We start from the raw sequence: 24,710 nt of genomic DNA on the forward strand, positions 1-24,710 counted from the left end.
CTTACTAAATGAATCGTTATAAAAGTTTACAGCAGTTTTTAAATCCTCATTTTAAAGAGGATGAATATCAATTAGCCGCCATCACTGGGGATGCGAGTTTTCGCCGTTATTTCCGCGTAAATACAAGTGATCAGAGCTATATTGTCATGGACTCAGATCCAGATAAATTAGATAACACGCCTTATATAGAGCTCAATAAAGTGTTTTCTCAGCATGGCTTTAAATTACCAAAAATTCTTCAAGCAGATGAAAAGCAAGGCTTCTTCTTGCTGAGTGATTTAGGCAATACTCATTTGGCTGATTTACTGGGCGACGAAGACCGCACTTTACACTACAAACATCTAATAAAGTTAAGTGCACAATGGGCGAAAATCCCGCCAGCCCAATACATGAAAGTATTTGATGGCGAGTTTTTACAATTTGAACTGAGCATTTTTAGAGATTGGTTAGTCGATAACTTTATTGGTGAGCAACTTTCTGCTGATGAGCAGCAAATGTGGCAACAGGCTTGTGAGTTATTAGTTAACAATGCCCTTGAACAACCAATTGTTACAGTGCACCGAGACTTCCATAGCCGCAATATTATGCGCACGGGGCAGCAATGGGCAATTATCGATTATCAAGATGCGGTACAAGGGCCAGTGTGTTATGACCTTGTGTCGTTATTAAGGGATTGCTATTTCAAGTTACCAGAGCAAGAGCTAGATTACCTTTTACATTACGCTTATGACGAATTCAGCGAGCAACAGCTATTGCAAGACACCTCATTTGCGATGTTTAAGCGCTGGTTTGACTTAACCGGCGTGCAGCGTCATTTAAAAGCTGCAGGTATATTTTGCCGCTTAAAATTACGTGACGGTAAGTCTGGTTATTTGAATAATGTGCTGCCAACCCTTACATACATTAGTAATGTCAGTAAAGAATACCCAGAGTTAACAGCCCTTGGCCAGTGGATAGAGCAGACTATTATTCCACAGACTAAGCAGCGATTAACGAAAGAGTCCAAATGAAAGCAATGATCCTAGCGGCGGGCCGTGGTAAACGCATGATGCCGCTAACAGAAACGATGCCAAAGCCGATGCTAAAGATTAACGGCAAGCCATTATTAGAGCATCATATTAATAACTTACGCCAAGCAGGCATTACCGATATTGTCATTAACCTTGCCTGGCAAGGTGACAAAATAACAGAGTATTTCGGTAATGGTTCGCAGTTTGGTGTATCGATCACTTACAGCCAAGAGCAGGCTGGGGGGCTTGAAACCGCCGGGGGCATCATTCAAGCATTGCCGTTATTGGGTGAGCAATTTATTGTCATCAATGGTGATGTGTTTACTGATTATGATGTGACTTCGTTGATGCAGCTTCATCTGCAAGCAGGGGAGGCGCATATTGTCCTTGTTGAAAATCCTGCGCATAACCCTGATGGTGATTTTGCACTGAGTCACCTAAGCCCAGATAGTCAAAAGTATACTTTTTCCGGTATAAGTCGCTATCATGCTGATTTCTTTAAAGGTCTAAGCGTAGGTATTCGTCCACTTGGGCCCATTTTGCGAGAAAAGCTCAGTGAACATCAAGTTTCGACTGAGCTTTATTTGGGGCAATGGGATGACATTGGCACACCTGCCAGACTCGACGAAATCAATCAACGTTTCGCTTTGTAATAACAACAGAGGTTTGCCAAATTATGTGGGGAAAAGTACTCGGTTTTTGTTTTGGCTTTATGTTTGGCAAATTTATAGGAGCCTTACTGGGCCTATACCTAGGCCATATGTTCGATCGCAGCTTAAAACAAGACTTTGATAAAGCAGGTGGTTTTTCTGGTTTGTTTAAAGGCGATGATATTAACGAGCGCCAAGCACTTTTCTTTTCTAGCTGTTTTGCGGTGATGGGGCATATCGCCAAATCGAATGGTCGCGTTAGTGAAACGCATATTCGTGCTGCAAGTCTGTTTATGGACGAAATGGGCTTATCGGGTGATGAGCGAAGAGAAGCACAAGATGCCTTTCGTAGTGGTAAAGAAAGCGACTTTTCATTAAAAGAAACCGTTCATGACTTTAAAGAGCGCTTTGCTCGACGCCATGATTTATTGCAACTGTTCCTCGAAATACAAATTCAAATGGCCTTTTCAGATGGCCACCTTGCAGAGCAAGAAAAGCAGCTATTGCAAGAGGTGAGCAAGCAGTTAGGTATTTCACGTACTCAGTTCGCATTTTTATTAAAACGCTACCAAGCTGAATTTGCATTTCGTCAGCAACAGCAGCGTTTTTATGAACAGCAACGTCAACAAAGCCAGCAAAATCGCAGTAGTCATAGTGAACAAAGAGGGCACAGTGTGCCACCAAATAATGGTATGAATCGCGCCCAAGCGTTGGCTCTTTTAGGCTTAAATAATGATGCTTCTGCGAGAGATATTAAAGTTGCTTATCGAAAGCTTATGGCTCAGCATCACCCCGATAAGCTGGTATCGCAAGGTTTACCAAAACATATGATGGAAGTAGCGGTAAAGAAAAGCCAAGATATTCAAGCGGCTTATGAGTATTTAAAAAAGGCGGCGTAAAAAGCCGTCTACTTCTTTAAGCAGTCGCTGGTGCTGCTCAGGCTCTGAAGGCACACCAAATAACTCTCTTTGACGGTAGTCATATTTAGCGTGTTTTCTTACCCAGCGTTTTCTGTCTTTTACACTTTGCAGCGTGTCAGGGTTACCCTCACTATAAAAAATATCCAGTAACGGTGGGCTGATAGTTGAAAGCGTCGCATTGAGATGCTGGTTACGAACACTGTTAGGTAAATAACTACCTAGGCTAATAAAAGCGTTTAGTTCGTTATTTGGAAAGCTAGCATAATGCTCTATCAATAGCCCCGCACTGGCACCTTGTGCCACCACAATAATATTGCCGCCTTCATCCATTGCACTGTTATACAAGGCATTGAATCTGGCAATTAGCTTTAATTTGTAATCATCAAGCACGGCTTCACTGATATTGGGCTCACCCGTAACAAAATGCGGCGCTTGTTGCGTTTGGGCTGGTGGAGCAGAAGCTGCTTGCTCATCGCTTTGTTCAACAGTTTGTGTTGACTCATGTTCAGAGCTCTCAGGTGACTCGGGCGTTGCCATATCGGCAGGATGCCAATCAATGTCAGGCATGGTCATGGCAAGGGTTGCATAGCCAATTTCGTTTAACTGCTTGCGCAAAAAGTTAATACCAGCATTATTAGTGGGTAAGTGCTGCCAATCAGGAATGATTAGCACAATGCCGCGTTGACTGGCTGCCATCGATTGACGATATAAGCTAATGAACTCATCTTCACCAGCAAGTAGAGTACGTACTTCATCGCTTGGTAAAAAGCGTTGAATATCGTTAGTGACCAAACTTGACCAAGGGGTGGGTTTAATAAAATCGGCAGCATTCACATTACCCATCGACGCAAAACAGGCTGCGTAAAGTAAGCGATGTGCGGGTTTTAAATTCATGCCGATATTACCTGAGTCTTTAATTAAATCAGTTATTGATTAACTATCGGCAGTATTTATTAAATATTTAGCGAATTGTCTTAAAACTCAGGAGCGGCTTCAAAAATCAATGTTTCACCGCTGGCTGGGTGAGCTAAGGTTAGCATTTCAGCATGCAGTTGTAAGCGAGGGGCCATGGCGAATGCCTCGGGGTGAGCATACAACTTATCGCCTAAAATAGGGTGACCCAATGACAGCATATGCACACGTAGTTGGTGAGAACGCCCAGTAATAGGGGTAAGCTCAACACGAGTTGCATTCTGTTCATATTCAAGCACTTTAAAATGGGTTAATGACGGTTTGCCATTATCGTGATCAACCATTTGCTTTGGTCGGTTCGGCCAATCACAAATAAGTGGTAAATCTACCGATCCAGTTTCTTGCTCAAGCTTACCAAATACACGAGCAATGTAGCGTTTTGCAGTTTTTCTATCTTGAAACTGAATGCTTAAATTACGATGCGCTTCTTTGTGCATGGCTAAACAAATAATGCCAGAGGTCGCCATATCAAGGCGATGAACAATTTTTGCCGTTGGAAAAACGCGATTAATGCGAGCAATAAGGCAGTCGGCGTGTTTTGGATCTTTTCCCGGCACAGTAAGTAAACCACTTGGTTTATTCACAATAAGCAAGTCATCGTCTTGATAAACAATACTTAAATAAGGTGTCATTGGGGGATTATAATTGAGTAACACAGCCAGCCTCGATGATATGCAAGTGCGCTATTTTAAAGGAGTATGAGCGCATACACAATGCCAGTGCTGGTTTTCGAGTAGCAGCTAAGATACAGTAAATTCAGCTATGGAGTTTAAATAAAAGGACAAGTGAATGTTTCGCCTTGGTTTAATTCGCAGTAAACCTTGTACACGTTGTGGCTTAGAAGTTAATGACCTTGAGCCAGAGTGTCCGCATTGTAAAGGCTTTTCAGACCTACAAGCAGTATATTTGAAGCAAGCTTACAAAGACGATTTAATAAAAAGAAACAAAAGCTTAGCTAAGTTATTTTGCAAGCTAGCGGCATTGGCCGTAATTATTACCCTTGTGGTGTTTTTTGTATAAAAAAACGCGATGTGAAAGCACATCGCGTTTGTGGTTTTGAGTTTAGCGCTTCAACGTTAGTGTGAAACGACAATTAAACGAATTGCATCCAGTTTAACTTGGGCTTTTTCGATGTAAGTCGTGAGTTCGCTACGCTGTTTATCAAAGAAGCTAAGCTCTTCATCACGAATATTCGGGTTGATCTGCTTAAGTGCCGTTAAACGAGCTTGCTCTTCACCAAGGGCAGTTTGCATTTTCTCTAGTGATTCAGCACGCAGTGCTTCTAGCTTGGTTTGTGCCATGCCTTGTGCGCTGGTGATCATTGGGTGAATGGCACTTTGTAGCGCGCTGGCTAATTTACTTGCCGTTTGGCGACCAACCGCAGACAACTGCTGATTGAAAGCATCAAAAGCAACATTATCAGCCAGATTGTTACTACCTTTATCTAATAAGATACGAATAGGCGTTGGTGGCAAGAAGCGGCCAACCTGAAGTGCTTTAGGCGCCATCGCCTCCGCAATGAAAATAAGCTCAACAAAGAAGGTACCAGCAGGTAGCTTTTTGTTTTTCAGTAACGCCACAGAGGCAGTACCAAAGTCATCATCACAAATCATGTCTAAGCTGCCTTGCACCATAGGGTGGTCCCAGCTGATGAAATGGGCGTCTTCTTGCGAAAGCGAGGTGCTGCGATCAAACGTTACTGTGATGCCATCATCTTTTAAGCATGGGAAAGATGGATTTAGCATGTGCTCAGTTGGTTTTAAGATAATGGTATTTTCACCTTTATCTTCTTGGCTTACACCAAAGGTGTCGAACACATTGATCATATAGCTTGGCAGCGTGAATTGGTCGTCTAATTCTTCGATATCAGCAACAAGACTTTCTGCTCGGCCTTGGCCACTTGAGTGCAGCTCTAATAAACGGTCACGACCACTTTCCATTTGCTTACGAAGCTTGGCATTTTGACCAGCAACTTGTTCTAGTAGTGGGTCTAGCTCTTCTTCGTCGCAATTGTGTGCACCGATAAACTCAAGTAGTTCTTCGCCATACTCTTTATACAGCATTTGCCCTGTTGTCGATGTTGTTTCAAACGCATCTAAGCCTTCGTTGTACCAACGAAGTAACACTTCTTGTGCGGTGTTTTCAAAATACGGCACGTGAATGTTTACGTCTTGAGTTTGACCAATACGGTCAAGACGACCTATACGTTGCTCAAGTAAGTCTGGATTAAGTGGTAAATCAAACAATACTAAGTGATGCGAGAATTGGAAGTTACGACCTTCAGAACCAATTTCAGAACAAAGTAGAATTTGCGCGCTGTCGTACTCGTCGGCAAAGTAAGCCGCTGCACGGTCACGTTCAACAATCGACATGCCTTCATGGAAAACAGAGGCTTTAATTGCTTCACGCTCACGTAAAATCTGTTCTAGGCTAAGTGCGGTTTCGGCTTTAGCACAGATAAGCAGTACTTTTTCGTGTTTAAGGGTTTTTAAGGTTTCGATTAACCAATCAACACGTGGGTCAAATGCGCCCCAGCTTGCATTTTCACCTTCAAACTCTTGGAAGATCTTTTCAGGGAATAGAGCGCGAAGTGCCGTTAGTTCAGCATTTTGAATGCCGCCCATGTTACCCAGTACCGACATCGCCGTTTTATATTGTTTAGGCATTGCCATAGGGTATGCATGAAGCTTACGGCTTGGGTAACCATCAATACCGCTGCGGCTATTTCTAAATAAAATACGACCCGTACCATGGCGGTCCAGCAGCATTGATAAAATTTCGTTGCGCGCCGTTTCATCACCTTGCTCCGCTTTCGCTAAAAGGTCAGTAATGTCGGTTTCTTTTAATAGCTCTTTTAATGTTGCACGAGATGCATCATCAAGGCCTTGTTCACCCAGTAATTGATTAGCAGCTTCAGCAACTTCTTTGTAGTTACTTTCTTCTTCAACAAACGCATCGTAGTCGTAGAAACGATCTGGGTCGAGTAATTGTAAGCGGGCAAAGTGACTGCGGTGACCAAGTTGATCTGGCGTTGCAGTTAATAAGATAAGGCCCGGAATGTCTTGGCTTAACTCTGCCATGCGTTGGTATTCAGTGCTTGGCTTACCATTATTGATACTTAAATGGTGCGCTTCATCAACAACCAATAAATCCCAATCAGCTAGGGTTGCTTGCTCAAACCAGCGCTTTTTCTTGCTTAAGAACTCAAGGCTAGTAAGTACTAACTGTTCTGTTTCGAATACGTTTGGAGAGTCTGCGAATGCTTCATCACAACGTTCTTCATCAAAGATTGAAAAACGTAAGTTAAAGCGGCGTAGCATTTCTACTAACCACTGATGCTGTAAGTTTTCAGGCACAACAATCAATACGCGGCTAGCACGGCCACTGATGATTTGTTGATGTAAAATCATACCTGCTTCAATGGTTTTACCTAAACCCACTTCGTCAGAAAGTAATACGCGTGGTGCAAAACGTTTACCCACTTCTTGTGCAATGTAAAGCTGATGTGGAATAAGGTTTGCGCGCTGACCAATTAAACCTTTTAAAGGGGATTGTTGGCGCTCAAACTGGTGCTGCCAAGTTTGGTAGCGAAGCGTGTAGCGGTCAAAACGGTCCACTTGACCTGCAAATAAACGGTCTTGTGGTTTATTGAATTTGATAAAGTGATCTAAAAAGGTTTCTTTTAACTGCGCTTTTTCACCATTATCAACACGAATGCCGTGATAGCATAGTAACTCGCCTTGCTCTTCAACAGACTCGACTTCTAATTCCCACTCTTCAACGCTGCGAATAATATCACCTGGATTAAATGCGACACGAGTAACAGGTGCTTCTGTTAAAGAATAAACTCTGTTTTCTCCACTGGCTGGAAATAAAATGCTGACCTGACGGCCTTCAAGGGCAACAACGGTGCCTAATCCTAAATCTGACTCAGTATCACTGATCCAACGCTGACCTAAGGAAAAATTCATGTATGTCTCGTCTATGAAGAAAAAAGGCGGCTATGTTACCTGTAACGCCATGCTACTTCAAGGCAGTAAACTCGCCGCACACAATTAAATTTAGTCAACCTTTTTAAGCCATTATTAACGGTAAAAATTGTATGTATTTTAACCAGTTAAATAATTGTATATTTGTTTGTCATAAAAAGGACTTTTGTCGTAAATAGACTAAACTGAGTATATACCTGACGAATAAACCATAGCTTCATCCGCCGCTTGTTTAGTTTATTGGGTATAGCATAAAAATCATAAAACGTAAGGAAAGTGCTATGGAAAAAGCTTCGAACCTTGATAGTAAAATGTATGTGCTCGATACTAATGTATTACTCCACGAACCCCTCGCTTATTTATCTTTCCAAGAACATGATGTTGTTATCCCCATGACAGTATTAGAAGAGCTCGACCACATTAAAGATAGGAAACATGACGTTAGCCGTGACGCCCGTGTTGCTATTCGTGGTTTAGATGAAGTGTTAAAGGACGCTTCGCCAGAGCAAATGTTGCAGGGTGTCGCGCTTCCTAGTAACAAAAAGGCTAAATCAGAATCTCGTGGCCGCTTAATTATCGTTAATGACCATTTATTTGCAGACAGTATTTCGGGGTTACCGGGCAACGAAAACGACCACCGCATCATCAATTGTGCTGTTCATTTACAGAAGCAACACAGCGATAGCAAAGTGGTGCTTGTCACTAAAGACATCAATATGCGCCTAAAAGCGAAAGGGGCAGGGCTTAAATTTGTTGAAGATTACAGAACAGACCAATTAATTGACGACATAGCGTTGCTTACTAGCGGCTATAAAAAAATTGAAGGTGATTTTTGGCAACAGGTTGGAGAATGCGAAACAGAGCAGCAAGGCCGAGATACCTATCATCATGTGGCTAAAAGCACGATTAGCGATGTGTTCTGTAATGAATATATTTTAGATGAAAGCGACCACTTTGCGGCTCGAGTAACAAGCTACGATGATAAACAAATTACTTTAAAGGATATTAGTGTTGAGCGCTTGATGAGCCATACCGCTTGGGGCGTTAAGCCAAAAAATGTTTATCAAGGGATGGCACTTGATGCGCTACTTGACCCAAGTATTGAATTGGTGATTTTAACTGGTCCTGCCGGCTGTGGTAAAACCTTGCTCGCTCTTGCTAGTGCCCTCGAAATGATTATAGAAAAAGGTATTTACGATAAAGTGATTGTTACTCGCAATACCCCAGAAATTGCTGAATCAATTGGCTTTTTACCTGGCACTGAAGAAGAGAAAATGGCGCCGTGGTTAGCTGCTATTACCGATACCTTAGAAGTGCTGCATAAAGGAGATGAAAATCCAATTTCGAGTCGTAATTACATTATGGAAAAAGCCAACGTACAGTTTAAATCAGTAAACTTTATGCGCGGCCGTAGTATTCAAAACGCGGTTGTTATTTTGGATGAAAGTCAAAACTTAACCGCTTCACAGCTGAAAACCATTATTACTCGCTGCGGTGAAGGCACTAAACTCATTTGCTCAGGTAACTTGGCGCAAATTGATAGTAACTACCTCACGCCAGTTACCTCAGGCTTAACCTATATTGTTGAACGTTTTAAAGATTTTCAGGGCAGTGCTACCGTTAATTTAAACGGTGTGGTACGTAGCCGCTTAGCCAGCTTTGCTGAAGAAAATTTATAACTTGCCAGTATTCCTATGCCTCGTTAACCTAGCTGTTATCGAGGTAAGGTACTTATAAGCCAGTGAATTTTTTACCGTTAAAGCATTATTATCGCTCTTTGGCAGTGGCACTTATTGTGCCGCTGCTGGTGGCGTTTTTTTTGTGTTTACACTTATATAATTTAAAACTTGAGCGGGCGATAGAAAGCAGGCAAAACGGTTTTAATAATATTTCAGCTCAGCTTAGCCATGCTATGCGTGCCGCAGATGGCCTTATAGACACCATGTTCAAGCTATATGAGCAGCCACTTTCTTATGATTTTGATCCTAGTTGGGCACGCAATGTGAATCAATACGATCACTATTACTACCAAAGTGTGGGCGATGGAGTGGGGGAGATAGTCGGGCAAGGAAAGTTTGCCTCAACCGCTTACGCAATTAATCAATGGCGACGAGTTATTGCCCTCGGTCCCTCGTTTAATACCACGCTGTCGCTTATTCAATCTTTAGAAGCGGTTGCTTATGTTAATGAGCAAGGCTTTGTTTATATTAAGCGCCGTAACACAGCAAAAAGTGAATTTCTGACCAGTGTGTTAGATAACAAATTTCGACCTTTATCAATCAATAGCAACAAGCTTGCTTCGAGCTCTGTGTTGACCATAAATGGCCATGCCTACTTTGCTATTGGCAAGCAACGAGCCGCTAATAGTCGTGATTACATTGTGTTGATTTATGACCTTAAAGCAATTTCTAACTGGTTAAAAAAAATAGCGCCTAACTATGGTGAGTATATTTTTATAAACCAAGATAACCAAGTCATTGCCAGCTCAAAGACAGAGCCTAATACTGCCATAAGTGCCAGCGAGCATTGGCCGAATGTCGCGATAGATATGAGCAAGAATAACCACAGTCATTTAGTGCAAGAAGCAACAAACTTACCTATTTACACTCGTTTCTATGAATCAAAGCAAGCCCTGAGTGAACCTGTAGGCTACGACATTTTTTTAGAATTCGCATTTTTGAGTGTGTTTTTAGTGATGATGTTCAGCGCTGTTTTTTGGTTGAGTCAGCGCATTTTTGTAAAACCAATGACGCACTTAATGAATTATCTTGAGCAGCATGATGAAGGCAAACAAGCGTTAGTTCATTATCGTATTCCTGTTGATTGGCAGCCTTGGTTCAGCCGTGTGAAAAAGGTGTTTAGCCGTAATGAAGAGCTCGTTCAGTCGTTACAAGAGGCAAATAAAGCGCTTGATTCGCAAGTACAGGTAAAGTCAAAACAATTGCGTCGTAGTATTGATGCGAAAGAGCGTCATTTAGCGCTATTAAATACCATGCTCAATAACGTACCTGACCTAATTTATTTTAAGAATATTGATGGCTCGTTTTTAGGCTGTAATAAGGCGTATGAGCGCTATATCGGCTTGCCACAAGAGAAGTTAGTAGGGCAGCAAATATGTGATATTAGTGATGATAACGGTGAGTTAAACGAGCTTGAAAAGCAAGTACTCAAAGACCGCCAAGCTTATCAAAAAAGATTGACCACAGAAGATAACAGTTATCTATTTAGCATCGTGCCATTTTATAACGAGCATCAGCAATTTCTTGGCACTATGGCAATTGGTCGTGATATTACCGAGCAGCATAATGCGCTCAATGCATTACAAAGCTCCGAAGCAAAATTACGTAGCGCCATGGAGTATGCCGCTAATGGGGTGCTGTTGGTATCGCTTGACGATCAGGTGCTGCAAGCAAATAAAGCGGCACGTAAAATCTTTGCAATTGAAAACGCCAATGGCCTCAAATTAATAGACTTATTTGCTGAGACGTCTTATCAGACATTAAAAAATACCCTGACAGAGCTGTTGCATGAGAAGAAAAAAGTTTATCACTTTAGTCTTGAGCAGCAAGATCTACAACGCTGGCTACAAATTAGTGTGTCATTAGTTTGGAATGCCGAGCAAACACCTGATTACTATGTTGTTCATGTACAGGATGTGACGGACTTAGTAAAAGCAAAAGATGACGCAGAGCGGGCAACATTAGCTAAGAGCCGCTTCATTGCAAACCTTAGTCATGAAATACGCACACCACTCAATGCTGTACTAGGCTTAATTGATGTCATCGCTTTACAAGGTTTAACACAGCCGCAGCGTAATCATGCCGAACAAGCAAAATCAGCAGCCAATAGCTTGCTTACTTTATTGAATCGTATGCTCGACTTTGCCCGCGCTGAAAGCTCGCAAGTACAACTTAATAAAGCCCCTTTTAGTGTGCCTGATTTAATCGACTACTGTCAGGGAATAACAGCCCCTTTATGCGCAAATAAAGATATCGAGTTTAAAGTCGAATGCGATAAAAGCATTAGCGATAACTTAGTGGGTGATCAAATTTGCTTGCAGCAAGTACTGGCTAATTTACTGACCAACGCTGCCAAATTCACCGAACAAGGCACAGTGACATTAAACTTAATGCTGGTGGAAGAGTCAGCTGAGCAGCAACTCATTTGCTTTACTGTTAAAGACACGGGCATTGGTATTAGCAAGGCAGATCAAAGCCGCTTATTTGATGCATTTACTCAAGGTGATGAATCATTAACGCGCTCTCATCAGGGGGTTGGCTTAGGCTTAGCGATTGTTAAGTACGAAGTTGCGCTAATGGGAGGCGAAATTAAGCTGGAAAGCGAAAAAGGTAAAGGCAGTGAATTTTGCTTTTGCTTACAGCTAGATAAAGCCGCGGAGCCTGTGAAAAAAGAACTGGTTTCATTGCCTTCTAGTACTGATTTATCTGGCATGTTAGTGCTGGCTGTGGATGATAACCCGCTTAATTTAAGCATTATTAAAAGTATTTTAGAGCAAATTGATGTCACCGTTGTGTGTGCACACAGTGGTGAAAAAGGCATTGAACTGGCAAATAGCTTAAGGCCCGATCTCATTTTTATGGATATTCAGATGCCAGAAATGGATGGTTGTCAGGCAACGCGTATTATTCGTCAGTCATTCACCAAAGAACAAATGCCGATTTACGCACTCACTGCACACAGTGAAAGCGAAGATATTGAGCATTCAATCGCGGCGGGTATGAATAAGCATTTAACTAAACCGATTGTTGCTAGTAAGTTGTTTTTAGCAATGAGTGAACTTGATAACACAAAAGAAGTCTTTTTTGATCAAGCTTTTATACTGTCTCAGTTTGCAAACAATACTAAGTTAGTATTAACTATGTTGTCGAAGTTTGCGACTATGGCAGCAGAGCAGTTATTACAAATCTCTACATTAAAAACTACCGATGAGTTGGTCCGTGTGGTTCATAATGTAAAAGGGTCAGCCGGAAATCTCGGTTTTAAGCGATTGTCAGCGTGCGCTCAGCAATGTGAAGCTAGGCTTAAAGCAGATGGCGAACTGCCCGAACAATTAAATGATGAGTTGCAATGGCAAATAAAACAGGTCATCGCATTTATCATAGAACAAGGATCTACTGATGTTGAAAAGAGCCAAGGTACTGATTGTTGATGACGATCCGTTAAACCGCTTGGTATTAGAGAAAACATTGCAGCAAGACTATGATGTTTTTTGTGTTGAGAGTGGCGAAAAAGCACTGACGTTTTTAAAAACGCAAACTGTTGATTTGTTGATCTTGGATATTGTGATGCCCGGCATTGACGGCTACGAAGTGCTTACTAAGTTAAAAGAAAGCGCGACCACTAGTATGCTGCCTGTAATATTTATTTCTGCCAATACCAGTCATGATGATGAAGCGAAGGGCCTTGAATTAGGCGCGATGGACTACATCACTAAACCATTTAGTGCTGCTATTGTGCGTGCTAGAGTGCGCAATCAGTTGCTGATCAAACAAAAAAATGACTTACTCGAAATGCTCGCCTCAATTGATGGCTTAACAGAGATCCCAAACCGACGTTATTTAGATGAAAATTTAGCGCGAGAGTGGCGTCGTTGCCGTCGAGATCAAACCCCGCTATCTGTGTTATTGATGGATGTTGATCACTTCAAGCGTTACAACGATTGCTATGGTCACCGAGCAGGTGATGATTGCTTAAAACAAATTGCTCATGCCTTAGTTGGGGCGTGTGAACGAGGCAGTGACTTTGTTGCTCGTTATGGTGGTGAAGAGTTTGCTGCGGTGTTGCCCAATACTTCAGCTAAAGAGGCTATGTCGTTTGCAAATAAACTGCGCAATGCGGTGAATGATTTAAACATCCCACACAAAGCGTCGCTAAATGCCGACCATGTCACAATTAGTATTGGTATTGCGACCACAGAAAATGGTCAGGTTTATGCAGAACAAACCTTACTTGAAGAAGCTGATTTAGGTCTTTATCAGGCTAAAGATGCCGGGCGAGATCAGATAGTATCGAGAATGATCGCAGTAAATGAACATGAGTAGGCAAAGCCTACTCATCCGTTTCAAACTATTTATTAACCATTGCTAAGTGATTTATAAATCGTATCACCCACGCCAATTAACTTATCATTTTTAAATACGAGTGGCGTACACTCGTCTTTAGTCATCTTGCCATCAGAGTGAATACTATGCGTTGCATAGAATAATACTTGGTAAACATCATCACCTTGCTTTAATAACTCGGTAAAGTTAGGTGTATTTAGTTTATTTAATACAGTTTGGTAGCTCGTATCTAATGCAAGGTTAGAAATCACTTCACGGTTATTTTTATGCTGTTTTTGCCAGCTAGAAGAGTTACCAGCCCAATGTGTGTCGGCTTCACCGTCAGAAACAGCAATGACACAACCAGTTAAAAATGGAGCAGTTAGCGCGGCAATAAGAAGTGCTTTTTTCATGTTATTTTATCCCGAAGAAATTGTTTTATAGTTACCCTTTGATAGCAAACGGCTTGCCAAACTTTTAAATTTCTATTTTATCAATAGGTTATGTCGTTTATCGTCAGTAGGCTAAGTAATAAATTACTAATTACTTAGCTCTATTGACTAATAAATTGCGGTTTAGACCAACCTGTTACGTGTTTCGCCTAGATTAAATGCTTGGATATTTAACGCAATTTCGTTAACTAAGCGCACAATAGATTCTTGGCTCGCCCATGCAATGTGTGGAGTAAGTAATAAGTTTGCACCTTTGTATAGTGCCAGCGGGTTTTCTTGCTCTGCGGGTTCTTTACTGAGTACATCAACACCAGCTCCGGCTATGACATTATTAGCTAATGCGTCAGCTAAATCGGCTTCATTGATGATCCCACCACGAGCAGTGTTAATGATGATAGCTGACGGTTTCATCATGCTTAATTCTGCCGCAGCGATTTGGTTGCGCGTTTCATCAGTAAGCGGGCAGTGAACACTAATGATATCGGCTGTGGTTAGGGCATCATTGAAACTAACACGACCTTCACGAGGCGTTTGGCCTTTTCGTTCACTAATGATGACATTGGCACCAAAGGCGCGTGCTACATCGGCAACGGCTTTACCCAGTGAGCCATAGCCAACAATAGCCAGTGTTTTGCCGGCAATTTCATTAAAGCTGTAATCTAAACGGCAAAACATAGGGCTTTGCTGCCATAAGCCTTGCTGGCAATCATTAATGTATCTGTGAGTATTGCCCAGTAAATTAGTGATGAGAGTAAAGGTATGTTGCACCACACTCGGTGTTGAATAGCCCGCTACATTTGTCACTGCGATGTTATGCTCTTTGGCTGCACCTAAATCAATGTTGTTAGTCCCTGTCGCTGCAACACATATTAATTTTAAATTAGTTAATTTGCTCATGGCGTTCTGATCAATCACCACTTTATTACTGATAACGATATCGGCATCTTGGCAGCGCTTAACAACCTGTTCTTGAGCGGTTAAATCGTAACAGGTTAACTTACCTAATTGCGCTAAGGCATCTAACGAAGTGTTGGCTAATGTCGCTGCATCAAGGACAGTAATATTCATGTGCTTTCCTTTTTTAATTTATTGCTTGACCTTGGGGTGTACTCCAAGGTTTATAGTGAGCATAATAAATAAACGCTTCACAATGGAGACGGTGATGAAAATAGGTGAGTTTGCCCGTCAGTTGGGTGTCTCAACAGATACGCTACGGTACTACGAAAAGCATGGTTTGTTAACGCCTAGTTCGCGTTCAGACGTGGGATATCGTTTTTATTCTGAGAATGACTATAAACAAATGGCGTTTATTCTCAGAGCAAAGAATGTTGGCTTTAGTCTGGCTGAGATCAAAGAGCTACTGCAAATTAAGTTTCATAAAGATCAGCATTCTTGTCATGAAGTAAAAGAGATGACGATACAAAAACGTGATCTCGTTGCACAACGAATTGCAGAGCTTACTCGCTTTTATGACTCACTATCATTATTAGCAGATAAATGCTGTGGCGGAGAAGAGCCTGCTGAAAACTGTTCAATACTAACGACGCTGGAGGATATCGATGGACTTACTCAATAATTTTTGGCATCTGTTTTTACTTTCAGCGCCTTGGTTAATGTTGGGCTTATTCATAGCTGGTCTTCTCAATGTGTATTTGCCTGCTAACTTTCTTAACCGGCATTTAGGCAAAGAAGGGTTATGGACCACAGTTAAAGCAGCCTTTATTGGTGCCCCAATGCCCTTGTGCTCATGTGGTGTGATCCCTGCGGCCATTGGTTTAAGAAGGGCAGGGGCGTCAAAAAGTGCTACCACAGCATTTTTAGTTTCAACCCCTGAAACTGGGGTCGATTCGGTTTCGGTATCTTATGTGTTGCTTGGCCCATTTATGGCGGTAATACGTCCTATTGCCGCCGTGTGCAGTGCCATTGTGGCCGGTGTATTAGTGGGGAAAGACAGTGAACTTCATCAGCATCAAAATACAGCATCAGATGAAAAAGACTCAGAATCAACATCTTGTTGTAGCAGTAAACAGCCTGAGCCTGTGACTACAGCGAGTTGTTGTAGCAAAGAGGCATCTACTAAGCCCGCACAAAGTTGTTGTAGTAAGCAATCACCTCAAGAACTTGAGCCTGCTAAAACAACAAGTTGTTGTAGTAGCAAGGAATCGCAACCAACACAGGAGCCGCAACACAGTAGCGCAACTGAAAAAGCACCACCTTCGCAGAAAAGCTGTTGCAGCACTGAGCAGTCAACTAAAGCCGTTGAAAGTCGTTTTAGCAAACTGAAACGCGCGGTGAGCTTTAGTTGCAACAAGCTGCTTGAAGACACCATGATTTGGCTAATGATCGGTTTATTCTTTGCTGCTCTAGTACAAACTTATGTACCAGAATCTTTTTTAAGCCAGTGGGGTAATGGCATTCTTGCGATGCTGGTGGTTATTTTAATCAGTATTCCTATGTATATTTGTGCTACTGCATCGACACCTATTGCGGCAGGCTTATTACTCAGTGGTGTGTCTCCAGGGGCGGTGTTGGTATTTATGTTGGCAGGGCCGGCAACCAACATTGCAACGCTTGGTGTGGTTGGAAAAGAGCTTGGCAAGCGTGCGGTATTTGCCTACTTAATAGGGGTGATTGGCACGGCGCTGGCATTTGGCTTTTTAACCGATTATTTAGTGGCGCAATATGGTTTTGTGGTGGCGCCGATGATGGGCGAAGAGCATGAAGTTCTACCACATTGGTTAAGCCTTGTGGCAGGTATTGTGTTGGCAATTTTAATGCTTAGATTACTGCTAAAAATGGTATTAAAAAAGGCGTCGCAAACTGGTAAGAGCATTGCTTAATTATTTGTTATAGATATATATTTTCTACATTAATTGGCATTTAATTTGGTTAACTATCGCGTCTCGGTTCGCATTTAAAATTGCCTGAGTTATAATCCGCCAATTATTTTTAACGGCACGCTGAGCGTGCCGTTTTTTAACTTAAGTAGTTTTTAATGAGTGAAAGTGTGGATAAATACGCCGACATAAGACCTTACAATGATGATGAAGTAGCTGATTCAGTAGCGCGTTTGATTGCTGATAATGCCTTTGTAGATGTAATCGCTAAGTATAACCTACCGCGCTTTTTATCGAACTTCCCATTTATTACTCGCCCATTAGTGCGCAGTCAGCTGCGTAAAAAGTGGGGCAACACCGCATCGGTTGAGCAAGTTCAGCATGAAGTGGCTGATTATTTAAATAAACTAATCACCCGTACGACTTCAGAAGTAACGTTTTCGGGCATCGATAAACTAGACCCAAAACAAGCTTACTTATTTATCTCTAATCACCGCGATATAGTGCTTGATCCTGCGTTGGTGAATTGGGGCTTGTTCAAGCACAACATGCCGACAGTTCGCATCGCAATTGGTGATAACTTGCTGCAAATTCCTTATATCACTGAGTTAATGCGTTTAAACAAGAGCTTTATTGTAAAGCGCTCAGCGAAAGCTCCAAAAGAGATGCTTAAAGCATTGTCGCAGCTGTCTGCTTATATCTATGACTCACTTGCTGAAGGCCACTCAATTTGGATAGCGCAAAAAGAAGGCCGAGCAAAAGACGGTTTTGATCAAACAGATCCTGCCTTACTTAAAATGTTGCAGTTACAAGGTCGTAAGCAGAAAAAAGAATTTGCTGAGTACGTACGCGAATTAAAAATTGTGCCAGTGTCTATCTCTTATCAATACGAGCCATGCGCGATTGCAAAAGCGAAAGAGCTTTATCATAAACAGCAACATGGTCAGTATGTGAAACAGCAAGGTGAAGATATTGCTAGTATTGTTGAAGGTTTTAGTACAGCTAAAGGGCATGTACATTTAGCGTTTGGTGAACCAATTGAATCGGGCTGCGAATCACCTGAAGAGCTGGCAAAAACCATTGATCAGCAAATTGTTGATTCGTTTTTCTTACACCCTGGTAACTACATAGCGGGTGGTTGTACGCAAGCTGTGATTGACGAAAAAGATGCTGCAGCTTTTAACGAGCGACTAGCAAAAGTGCCAGAGGAGCTAAAACCTTTGGTATTAGCTATGTATGCTAAACCTTTTCATCGTAAAGCAGAACTTGCCACAAGCGAATCTGAGTAAGCGAAACAATTATACCAATCCGCAATAATACTTAATCATTTTGAGGGATTAAACCTGTCGCTACCTGCGTTAAAAATTTCTCATTTAGAACAACTAAATAACGAAATTTTTCCTTGTTATCAACAAGGTTTTCTTGCCTCAAAATAAACTACTTAATTAAGCGAATTGGTATTAGTTCAAGAAGCCACTTTTTAAAGTGGCTTTTTTTATGGTTAATTTTCAGGCTATACTTTTAATATTACTTATTAACCGGCATTTGTGATGCAACAGATTGAAATATTTGAAATTCCAAGCCCTTGCAAAGGGATATGCCAAGTTAATAACCGAGGCTATTGTAAAGGTTGCTACCGCAGTCGTGATGAGCGTTTTTATTGGAATAAGTTTACCAATGCAGAAAAACGTAAAGTCATTAGCTTATGCCAACAGCGTTATAAACGTTTCCTTCAGAAAAAACAGCAGGCAGAGCAGCAACAAACAAATCCTGAGCAAGGCGGTTTTGATTTTTAAAATTTACTGAGGTTGTATTTCGATTTTAAAAATTGCACCGTGCCGTTTTCATCAAGCTTTTTAAGTACTTTAGTCAGTTGCGGAATTATCGCTTTATGCCGTTTATGCACAAAGTGAAAGCTCTGCATCGGCATTAAAACCTGTTTATGAAAGGCTGTTTGATCAAACCCCGGATGCTTAGTCGACAATAAAAAGTCTAGTAATATTGTCCCTTCAACACGTTTTTGCGTGAGTAAATTAAGCTGCGCAGTGACATTTCTAACCTTGATCACATCGCCTGCAAATGGGTGGTTATCGATATAACTCTGGGCTGCCGGGTAGCTTGACTGAATTGCTAACGATTTAAGCTGTTCATATTGGCATTGTCGGCAATTTTTCAGTAGCACTAGATTAAAATCAAAAAGCGCATAGTCTACTTTCAATAAATTAGGATAATCGTCTTTAACATCGGCAATGCGGCCTAGTTGCCCATCGAGTACTCCTTGGTTAGCAGCAACCAGCGCATTTTGATGATTAAAATCGATTATATGGATCTCATAGCCAATTTCTTTGTATGCCATTTTCATTAAATCAATAACATAGCGAGCTTGTGGTGTATCGGCGGGGCGATTAAAGATCAGTAAATTAGTGCTGGCACTACTTGAGAAGCAAAAAAACAGCAAAAATAAGGCAAATCTGTGACTCAGATACTTCGACAACGTGCGTTCCTTGCGTACATAAATTGCTCGTTAATTTACTGATATGTGTTTCCAAAATCAAGCTTATCCCTGGGCTTTTTAAGCTAATAAAAGGGATTAAAGCCTGTTAATTTTGTTATACTTGTGAAATCAAAAATTTATTGCTGAGAAAGTATGAGTTTCAATCTATGTAAATTGCCACGAGAGCAAAAATATCAAATTCAATTGGATTACGAAGCGTCTTTTTGGGCTTATCAAATAAAGCGTGGTAAGAACACCCGCGAAGGTGTTTACACTGCAATAAATAGTCGTCCAATATCTGAGCAAGCGTTCTTAAAGCAGCAGTTTGAGCATTACCTTTCGCTAATGAGCTAACCATGGCTGCGTTTAGATTTTGTTTACTTGAGCCAATTAAAACGCCGTTAGTAAACAAATTTTATGATAAACACAAGGCTCGCGGCCGAGCGAGCAAAGCTGACCAAGTATGGGTTGCTTACAAAGAAACAGAAATAATTGCCGCTTGCCGAGTTCAAAACCAAGCTGGGCTGTTATTTTTGTCTACCCTTTATGTTGATGAAGTATGGCGGGGTCAAAAAATTGCCTCACAATTACTTGCGGCTGTCACCGCCGCACAAAAAGGGACAGTTTTTACCTTCGTGTACCAAAATCTGATTGATTTTTATCTACAAAATGGGTTTAACTATGCATTAACATTACCCAATTCTTTGCAATCGTTGTTTGAGGTATATGCGCATCGAAACGTAGTTGCGATGCACTTTACGCGTGACACAGTGCCAAGTTAGCAATTTGGAACGTCAATGACTAAGTTCTTCTCCAGTATAGCGTTATTTTTTATTTTGACCTATGGCTTGTTTAGCCATCCCGCTATCTCTCAGGTAAAACGTTTATCAACCAGTGAAGGCTTATCGCAAAGTTATGTAAACACTATGCTTATCGATAACAGTGGCTACTTGTGGTTATCGACTGAAGGTGGCCTCAATCGCTACGATGGTTATCAGGTGGTTCATATCAAAGGTCCTAATGGTGAGCTTGAAGATGCCATCATTGACCGTATTTACCAAGATCCACAAGGCTATATCTGGATAGCTTCACTACAAGCGGGTTTATTCCGCTATGATCCCACTTCCGATACTTATCAGCAGTTTATTGCTAAACCAACCACTGAAGAGCAAATTTTTATTGAGTCGGTGTTTAGCATGGTATCTGTTGATGACAAAACACTTTGGCTAGGGCGAGGCTGGGATTTTGCCAAACTAGACTTAGAAACGAAAAAAATCACCTCTATTTTTGAAATACCTGAACGCGTAAAAAGCAGCGTTATTCGAGAGCTTTTCGCGTACCAAGGTTATATTTTTATGGGCACTAGTAATGGTGCTTATGTCTATGAGCTGGCATCAGGTAAAGTCCGTAAACTTGAACATCTCCAAAATGAGCCAAGCCATATTTATCAAAATTATGTGAAATCGTTCGCTATTATCAATGAACAAACGTTGCTAGTGGGCGCTGTTAGAGGTCTTTATCAGGTTGATATTAGCAATTTAAAAGCAATGTTCGAGACTCCAGACATCGCCTTTAAAAATAAAACACTCATTAGTGAATTAAATATTTGGAAGATTATACCTGAGGCTAACTCTATTACGCTTGGCACTGATAAAGGGTTATTTGAATATAACCCTGAAACGGGTGAGTTAGCTAAGAATATGCGCCTAAAAGAAAGTGGTTATACACTAGCTGACACCAGCATTATTGATATTGTGAAAGACCGCTCAGGTGGAATGTGGCTGGCAACCAAAAATGATGGGGCGTTTTATCAGTCATACGACAATTACAATTTTATCAATGTAACAGCCAACTCATTAACAGGCGATGGGCTATCTCATCATTCAATTTGGAGTATCACTGAGTTTCAAAATCGTCTCTGGCTTGCCACCCATAATGGTTTAACAGCGGTTGATTTAGAAACCTACGAAAGTGAAGTGTTTTTAAAAGATTATCAGGTTGACCTGATTACTACTGAATTCAGTATTTACCAAATCATGCCCTACAAAGATAAGTTATGGCTGCACACTAATCGCGGTATTTTAAGCTTTGATCCGAAAACCGGGCAGGCCTCCCCAGTCAAAGCCGCAAATCCCGAGAACCAGGTTTTAATTAACGATTGGGTGCATGGCATATTGTTGATGCCATCGGGGGATCTTTACTATGTTCACCCTGATTACGGCATGTTTGTTTATAATATCGATAGCCAAAAAGTGACCCGACTAGGCGGCAAGTTTGATGAGTTTGAGCCGTTTTTAGCCTACGGATTTTTACCAGCGTTGTCGTCAAATCCAGAAGCGCCATTATTTTATAATGCGGGTATTCTGTATCAAGTTGACCCTGATACATACGAGCTCTCGACGATATATAAAGTGCCTGAACAACATGAAAATGTTGCTGTGAATGTGATGTCTTACATCATAGATAATAACAATGTGTTGTGGTTATCGCTTTCAAACTTTGGCCTAATCGGCTTAGATGCCAGCACTTACGAGCATATTTATACCATCGACCTTGAGAAGAATAAGTTAGGTACCTTGTTATACGACATGGTACTTGATGAAGCAGGTATGATATGGATGAGTAGCCACAAAGGACTTTGGCGACTGAACCCAGATAATTTACATTTTCAGCAATTTACTGGCTCAGAAGGGTTATTCTCAACCGAGTTTAATAGTGGAGCTTTTACTAAGCTTGAGTCAGGGCAAATTGTCTATGGTACGCTAAAAGGCTTTACCTACTTTTACCCTATGGATAACCACTATCAGCAAGCTTTAATTGATCACGTAAATATTACTAACCTTGATTTGATGTCGCGTGATTTACCCGCTGAGCTAAAACAGCCTATCGATAGTGTCGTCCTTGAGCATGATGATATAGGCCTTGAAGTTGCCTTTTCTGCGATGGCATTTAACTATCAAGAACGTATCATTTATGAATACCAGCTAGGTGATGGTCAAAAAACTTATACCCGCAATAACAACCGAGTACTCTTCCCAAAACTCAGTGCAGGAAAATACCACCTTAAGGTATGGGCAAAAGATCCATTAACCGGAGAGTTAACGCCGCCCGCTATTTTGAATATCGAAGTGAAATACCCACCTTGGCGTGCACCTCACTTTATTGTTTTATATGTGATTTTGGTTGCACTGTTTGTTGCTGCTTGGGTGTTTAGGCGTAACCGTATGCAACAAATATTACTAGCCGCCCATAAAGAGAGTAAAGAGAGTGAAGCACGATTGAAGCTTGCTCTTGAAGGCAGCCATTCTGGAGTATGGGATTGGTCATCGCAAAGCCCGATTATTTATCAACCGCGTCTTAAAAATGAATTAGGCTATGAAACAGACAGCGTTAATTTAGATGATTATTTAGCAAAGATTCACCCACATGATAAACAAACTTTCAGGTTAGAGTGGTTAGAGTTTTTATCTACACAAAAAGGCTATTTCAATTGCACTTACAGACTACGTCATGCTGATGGTAATTGGCGCTGGTATAAAGACTTTGGCAAAGTGGTTGAGTGGCAAGACAGCGCTCCTGAAAAAGTAGCGGGCACCTACACAAATATGACCCGTGAACTGGTATTTGAAGAAAATGCCCGCTTGTTTGGTGCAGCATTTGAGCAAACTCGCGACTGGGTGTTCATCTTAGATAAAAATCTGCGTATTCGCGCTACCAATAAGTCATTCCAAGATGCCTTTGGTTTTCCAGCAGAGCCTCGCTCTAGTCGCTCGCTCACACTTGGTATGCCTATATCAACTCGTATCCATTACTTACGCATTATGCAAAAGCTTGAGTCGGGTGAGCACTTTTCAGCTGAAGATGTTGTTGAAGTTGCTGGCGGTGAAAAGCGCCAAGTATTAATAAAAATAAGTGCGGTTGCAGGCAATAATCGCCAACTTGATAGCTATGTGATTATAGTTACTGATATTAGCGCGCAAAAGCTGGCTGAAAACGAGCTGCATCTACTGGCCAACTACGATGCTTTGACAGGGCTGCCAAATAAAACCTTGTTCAACGACCGAGTCGTTCACGCTATTGAACAAGCTGATTACCATCAAACAAAAGTGGCGTTATTAAACGTTAATATTAAGCGCTTTAAGCACTTTAATGATTCGCTAGGCCGTGAAGAGTCTGATGAATTAATTAAGCGTGTTGCTAAGCGTTTAAAACACGTGTTGCGTCCACAAGATAGCGTGGCTCGTTTCGATGGTGACGAGTTTGTGATCCTTGCCGAAGATTTTAAACAGCTTGATGAGTTACTGCTGTTATGTGCAAAAGTGATGGATTGTGTCGATACCCATATTGAACTTAGCCAGCAAGCTGTAAAAGTGAACCTTAGTGTTGGTGTTGCTGTTTACCCTGATGATGCAAAGGACACCAAAGCCTTATTAAAAGCCTCTAATGTGGCACTGTACCACGCGAAAAGTCATGTCGAAGGCTGTTATCAGTTCTATAAGCAAGAAATGAACTTACAAGTGCAGCGTACTTTGCATCTTGAATCACAGTTAAGTAAAGCTTACCAAGAACATGAGTTTTGTAATTTTTATCAGCCAATCGTGAGCGCAGAGACTCGCCAAGTGGCGGGGCTTGAAGTGTTGTTACGTTGGCCGAGTAATGATGAATATAAACCAGAAGACTTTGCAAATGCAGCAGAAAGCTCCGGGCTAATTACCAAAATTATGCTGCAGACTTTATCAAGAGCATTGATTGAGCTGCGCCAATGGCGTACCACGCATCCTGATTTATATATTTCTATTAATCTCTCAGCCCTAGATTTTGAAAGCGAAAATCTGGTTGAGAAAATACATCAATCAATAAGCGCAATTAAAGTTCCTGCGAGCGCGCTAGTGTTTGAGATCACCGAATCAGTGATGATGCACGATTCAGATAAAGCGCAGCAAAGTATGGAAAAACTCAAAGCCTTAGGCTGTCGTATTTATATGGATGACTTTGGAACGGGTTATGCGTCACTGACCTATTTGAAACGTTTTCCGGTTGATGTGCTGAAAATAGACAAAAGCTTTGTTAATGACATTGGTATTGATAAAGGTGATGAAGCGATTATCAATTCAACGCTTACTCTTGCAAAAAGCTTGGGTAAAGAGTGTGTAGCAGAAGGGGTTGAGAACCGCACGCAATTGCAGTTCTTACGCTCTTTAGGCTGTGAGTATTTCCAAGGTTACCTGTTTAGCAAACCTGTGGCAGGTGATGAGGTGAAAGCGCTTTTAGATACCCAGTGGGATGATGAATTTTAGGGTAAAGCGAAAACTTTACCCTTTTCG

General features: G+C 41.4%; 20 protein-coding genes. 14 read left to right on the top strand and 6 right to left on the bottom strand.

The window, feature by feature from the left end; translation table 11 throughout:
* The first annotated feature begins 8 nt into the window (after positions 1-8).
* Genes L1D51_RS04470 through djlA form a run of 3 tightly spaced genes read left to right on the top strand, consistent with a single transcriptional unit; the run spans position 9 to position 2,559 of the window.
* Positions 9-1,010, top strand: a complete 1,002-nt coding sequence (locus L1D51_RS04470) for an aminoglycoside phosphotransferase family protein (RefSeq protein WP_239962822.1) — start codon at positions 9-11, stop codon at positions 1,008-1,010.
* Positions 1,007-1,663, top strand: coding sequence for an N-acetylmuramate alpha-1-phosphate uridylyltransferase MurU (gene murU, locus L1D51_RS04475; RefSeq protein ID WP_055197664.1), 657 nt, complete (start codon positions 1,007-1,009; stop codon positions 1,661-1,663). The genes L1D51_RS04470 and murU overlap by 4 nt, the downstream gene beginning before the upstream one ends.
* Positions 1,664-1,686: 23 nt before the next feature.
* Positions 1,687-2,559, top strand: coding sequence for a co-chaperone DjlA (djlA, locus tag L1D51_RS04480; protein ID WP_054562767.1), 873 nt, complete (start codon positions 1,687-1,689; stop codon positions 2,557-2,559).
* Here the strand turns inward: djlA and L1D51_RS04485 are convergent.
* Positions 2,542-3,474, bottom strand: coding sequence for a DUF3530 family protein (locus L1D51_RS04485; protein ID WP_239962824.1), 933 nt, complete (start codon positions 3,472-3,474; stop codon positions 2,542-2,544). The two genes, djlA and L1D51_RS04485, sit on opposite strands and share 18 nt — an antisense overlap.
* A gap of 80 nt (positions 3,475-3,554) precedes the next feature.
* Positions 3,555-4,208, bottom strand: coding sequence for a bifunctional tRNA pseudouridine(32) synthase/23S rRNA pseudouridine(746) synthase RluA (gene rluA / locus L1D51_RS04490; RefSeq protein ID WP_082401641.1), 654 nt, complete (start codon positions 4,206-4,208; stop codon positions 3,555-3,557).
* A 133-nt stretch (positions 4,209-4,341) separates the two neighbouring features.
* Between rluA and L1D51_RS04495 the strand changes: the two genes are divergently transcribed.
* Positions 4,342-4,572 (top strand): hypothetical protein, encoded by a 231-nt coding sequence (locus tag L1D51_RS04495; protein WP_055197672.1) that lies wholly within the window; start codon positions 4,342-4,344, stop codon positions 4,570-4,572.
* 56 nt (positions 4,573-4,628) lie between these two features.
* Here the strand turns inward: L1D51_RS04495 and rapA are convergent, their stop codons facing one another.
* Positions 4,629-7,523 carry an RNA polymerase-associated protein RapA gene (rapA, locus tag L1D51_RS04500; protein WP_239962826.1) on the bottom strand — a complete coding sequence of 965 codons (2,895 nt, stop codon included), beginning with the start codon at positions 7,521-7,523 and terminating at the stop codon, positions 4,629-4,631.
* A 299-nt stretch (positions 7,524-7,822) separates the two neighbouring features.
* On the opposite strand from rapA, the gene L1D51_RS04505 reads away from it, so the two are divergent.
* The 3 genes from L1D51_RS04505 (at position 7,823) to L1D51_RS04515 (ending at position 13,603) form a co-directional block, all read left to right on the top strand.
* Positions 7,823-9,220 carry a PhoH family protein gene (locus L1D51_RS04505; RefSeq protein WP_055197676.1) on the top strand — a complete coding sequence of 466 codons (1,398 nt, stop codon included), beginning with the start codon at positions 7,823-7,825 and terminating at the stop codon, positions 9,218-9,220.
* Between the two features lie 62 nt (positions 9,221-9,282).
* Positions 9,283-12,711 carry a response regulator gene (locus tag L1D51_RS04510; RefSeq protein WP_239962828.1) on the top strand — a complete coding sequence of 1,143 codons (3,429 nt, stop codon included), beginning with the start codon at positions 9,283-9,285 and terminating at the stop codon, positions 12,709-12,711.
* Positions 12,680-13,603: a GGDEF domain-containing response regulator gene (locus L1D51_RS04515; RefSeq protein WP_054562760.1), complete on the top strand. Its 924-nt coding sequence runs from the start codon at positions 12,680-12,682 to the stop codon at positions 13,601-13,603. The genes L1D51_RS04510 and L1D51_RS04515 overlap by 32 nt, the downstream gene beginning before the upstream one ends.
* Positions 13,604-13,635: 32 nt before the next feature.
* Here L1D51_RS04515 and L1D51_RS04520 read toward each other — a convergent pair whose 3' ends face one another.
* Positions 13,636-14,016, bottom strand: a complete 381-nt coding sequence (locus L1D51_RS04520; protein ID WP_054562759.1) for a DUF3192 domain-containing protein — start codon at positions 14,014-14,016, stop codon at positions 13,636-13,638.
* 162 nt (positions 14,017-14,178) lie between these two features.
* A complete protein-coding gene (locus L1D51_RS04525) occupies positions 14,179-15,123 on the bottom strand; it encodes a D-2-hydroxyacid dehydrogenase (RefSeq protein WP_239962830.1) in 945 nt (314 codons plus the stop codon).
* A 94-nt stretch (positions 15,124-15,217) separates the two neighbouring features.
* Here L1D51_RS04525 and zntR point away from each other — a divergent pair, with 94 nt between their 5' ends.
* From zntR to L1D51_RS04545, 4 genes are all read left to right on the top strand, one after another.
* The gene (zntR, locus tag L1D51_RS04530) at positions 15,218-15,631 is read left to right on the top strand and encodes a Zn(2+)-responsive transcriptional regulator (protein WP_082401639.1); all 414 of its coding nucleotides are present in this window, start codon (positions 15,218-15,220) and stop codon (positions 15,629-15,631) included.
* Positions 15,615-16,895, top strand: coding sequence for an SO_0444 family Cu/Zn efflux transporter (locus L1D51_RS04535; RefSeq protein WP_239962832.1), 1,281 nt, complete (start codon positions 15,615-15,617; stop codon positions 16,893-16,895). The genes zntR and L1D51_RS04535 overlap by 17 nt, the downstream gene beginning before the upstream one ends.
* Before the next feature lie 155 nt (positions 16,896-17,050).
* Positions 17,051-18,181 carry a 1-acyl-sn-glycerol-3-phosphate acyltransferase gene (locus tag L1D51_RS04540; protein WP_054562756.1) on the top strand — a complete coding sequence of 377 codons (1,131 nt, stop codon included), beginning with the start codon at positions 17,051-17,053 and terminating at the stop codon, positions 18,179-18,181.
* A gap of 261 nt (positions 18,182-18,442) precedes the next feature.
* A complete protein-coding gene (locus L1D51_RS04545) occupies positions 18,443-18,688 on the top strand; it encodes a DUF1289 domain-containing protein (RefSeq protein ID WP_055021180.1) in 246 nt (81 codons plus the stop codon).
* Here the strand turns inward: L1D51_RS04545 and L1D51_RS04550 are convergent.
* Positions 18,685-19,386, bottom strand: coding sequence for a type 2 periplasmic-binding domain-containing protein (locus tag L1D51_RS04550; protein ID WP_235575491.1), 702 nt, complete (start codon positions 19,384-19,386; stop codon positions 18,685-18,687). The genes L1D51_RS04545 and L1D51_RS04550 overlap by 4 nt on opposite strands.
* A 153-nt stretch (positions 19,387-19,539) precedes the next feature.
* On the opposite strand from L1D51_RS04550, the gene L1D51_RS04555 reads away from it, so the two are divergent.
* The 3 genes from L1D51_RS04555 to L1D51_RS04565 are packed head-to-tail and all read left to right on the top strand — an operon-like array spanning position 19,540 to position 24,683.
* On the top strand, positions 19,540-19,740 hold the full coding sequence (locus L1D51_RS04555; RefSeq protein WP_054562754.1) for a DUF3283 family protein: 201 nt from the start codon (positions 19,540-19,542) through the stop codon (positions 19,738-19,740).
* A gap of 2 nt (positions 19,741-19,742) precedes the next feature.
* Positions 19,743-20,168, top strand: coding sequence for a GNAT family N-acetyltransferase (locus tag L1D51_RS04560; RefSeq protein WP_054562753.1), 426 nt, complete (start codon positions 19,743-19,745; stop codon positions 20,166-20,168).
* Between the two features lie 15 nt (positions 20,169-20,183).
* Complete coding sequence (locus tag L1D51_RS04565) at positions 20,184-24,683, top strand: EAL domain-containing protein (protein WP_239962834.1); 4,500 nt, start codon at positions 20,184-20,186, stop codon at positions 24,681-24,683.
* Positions 24,684-24,710: the final 27 nt, after the last annotated feature.

It is taken from the genome of Pseudoalteromonas shioyasakiensis, from assembly GCF_022398475.1.
Taxonomy (GTDB): Bacteria; Pseudomonadota; Gammaproteobacteria; order Enterobacterales; family Alteromonadaceae; genus Pseudoalteromonas.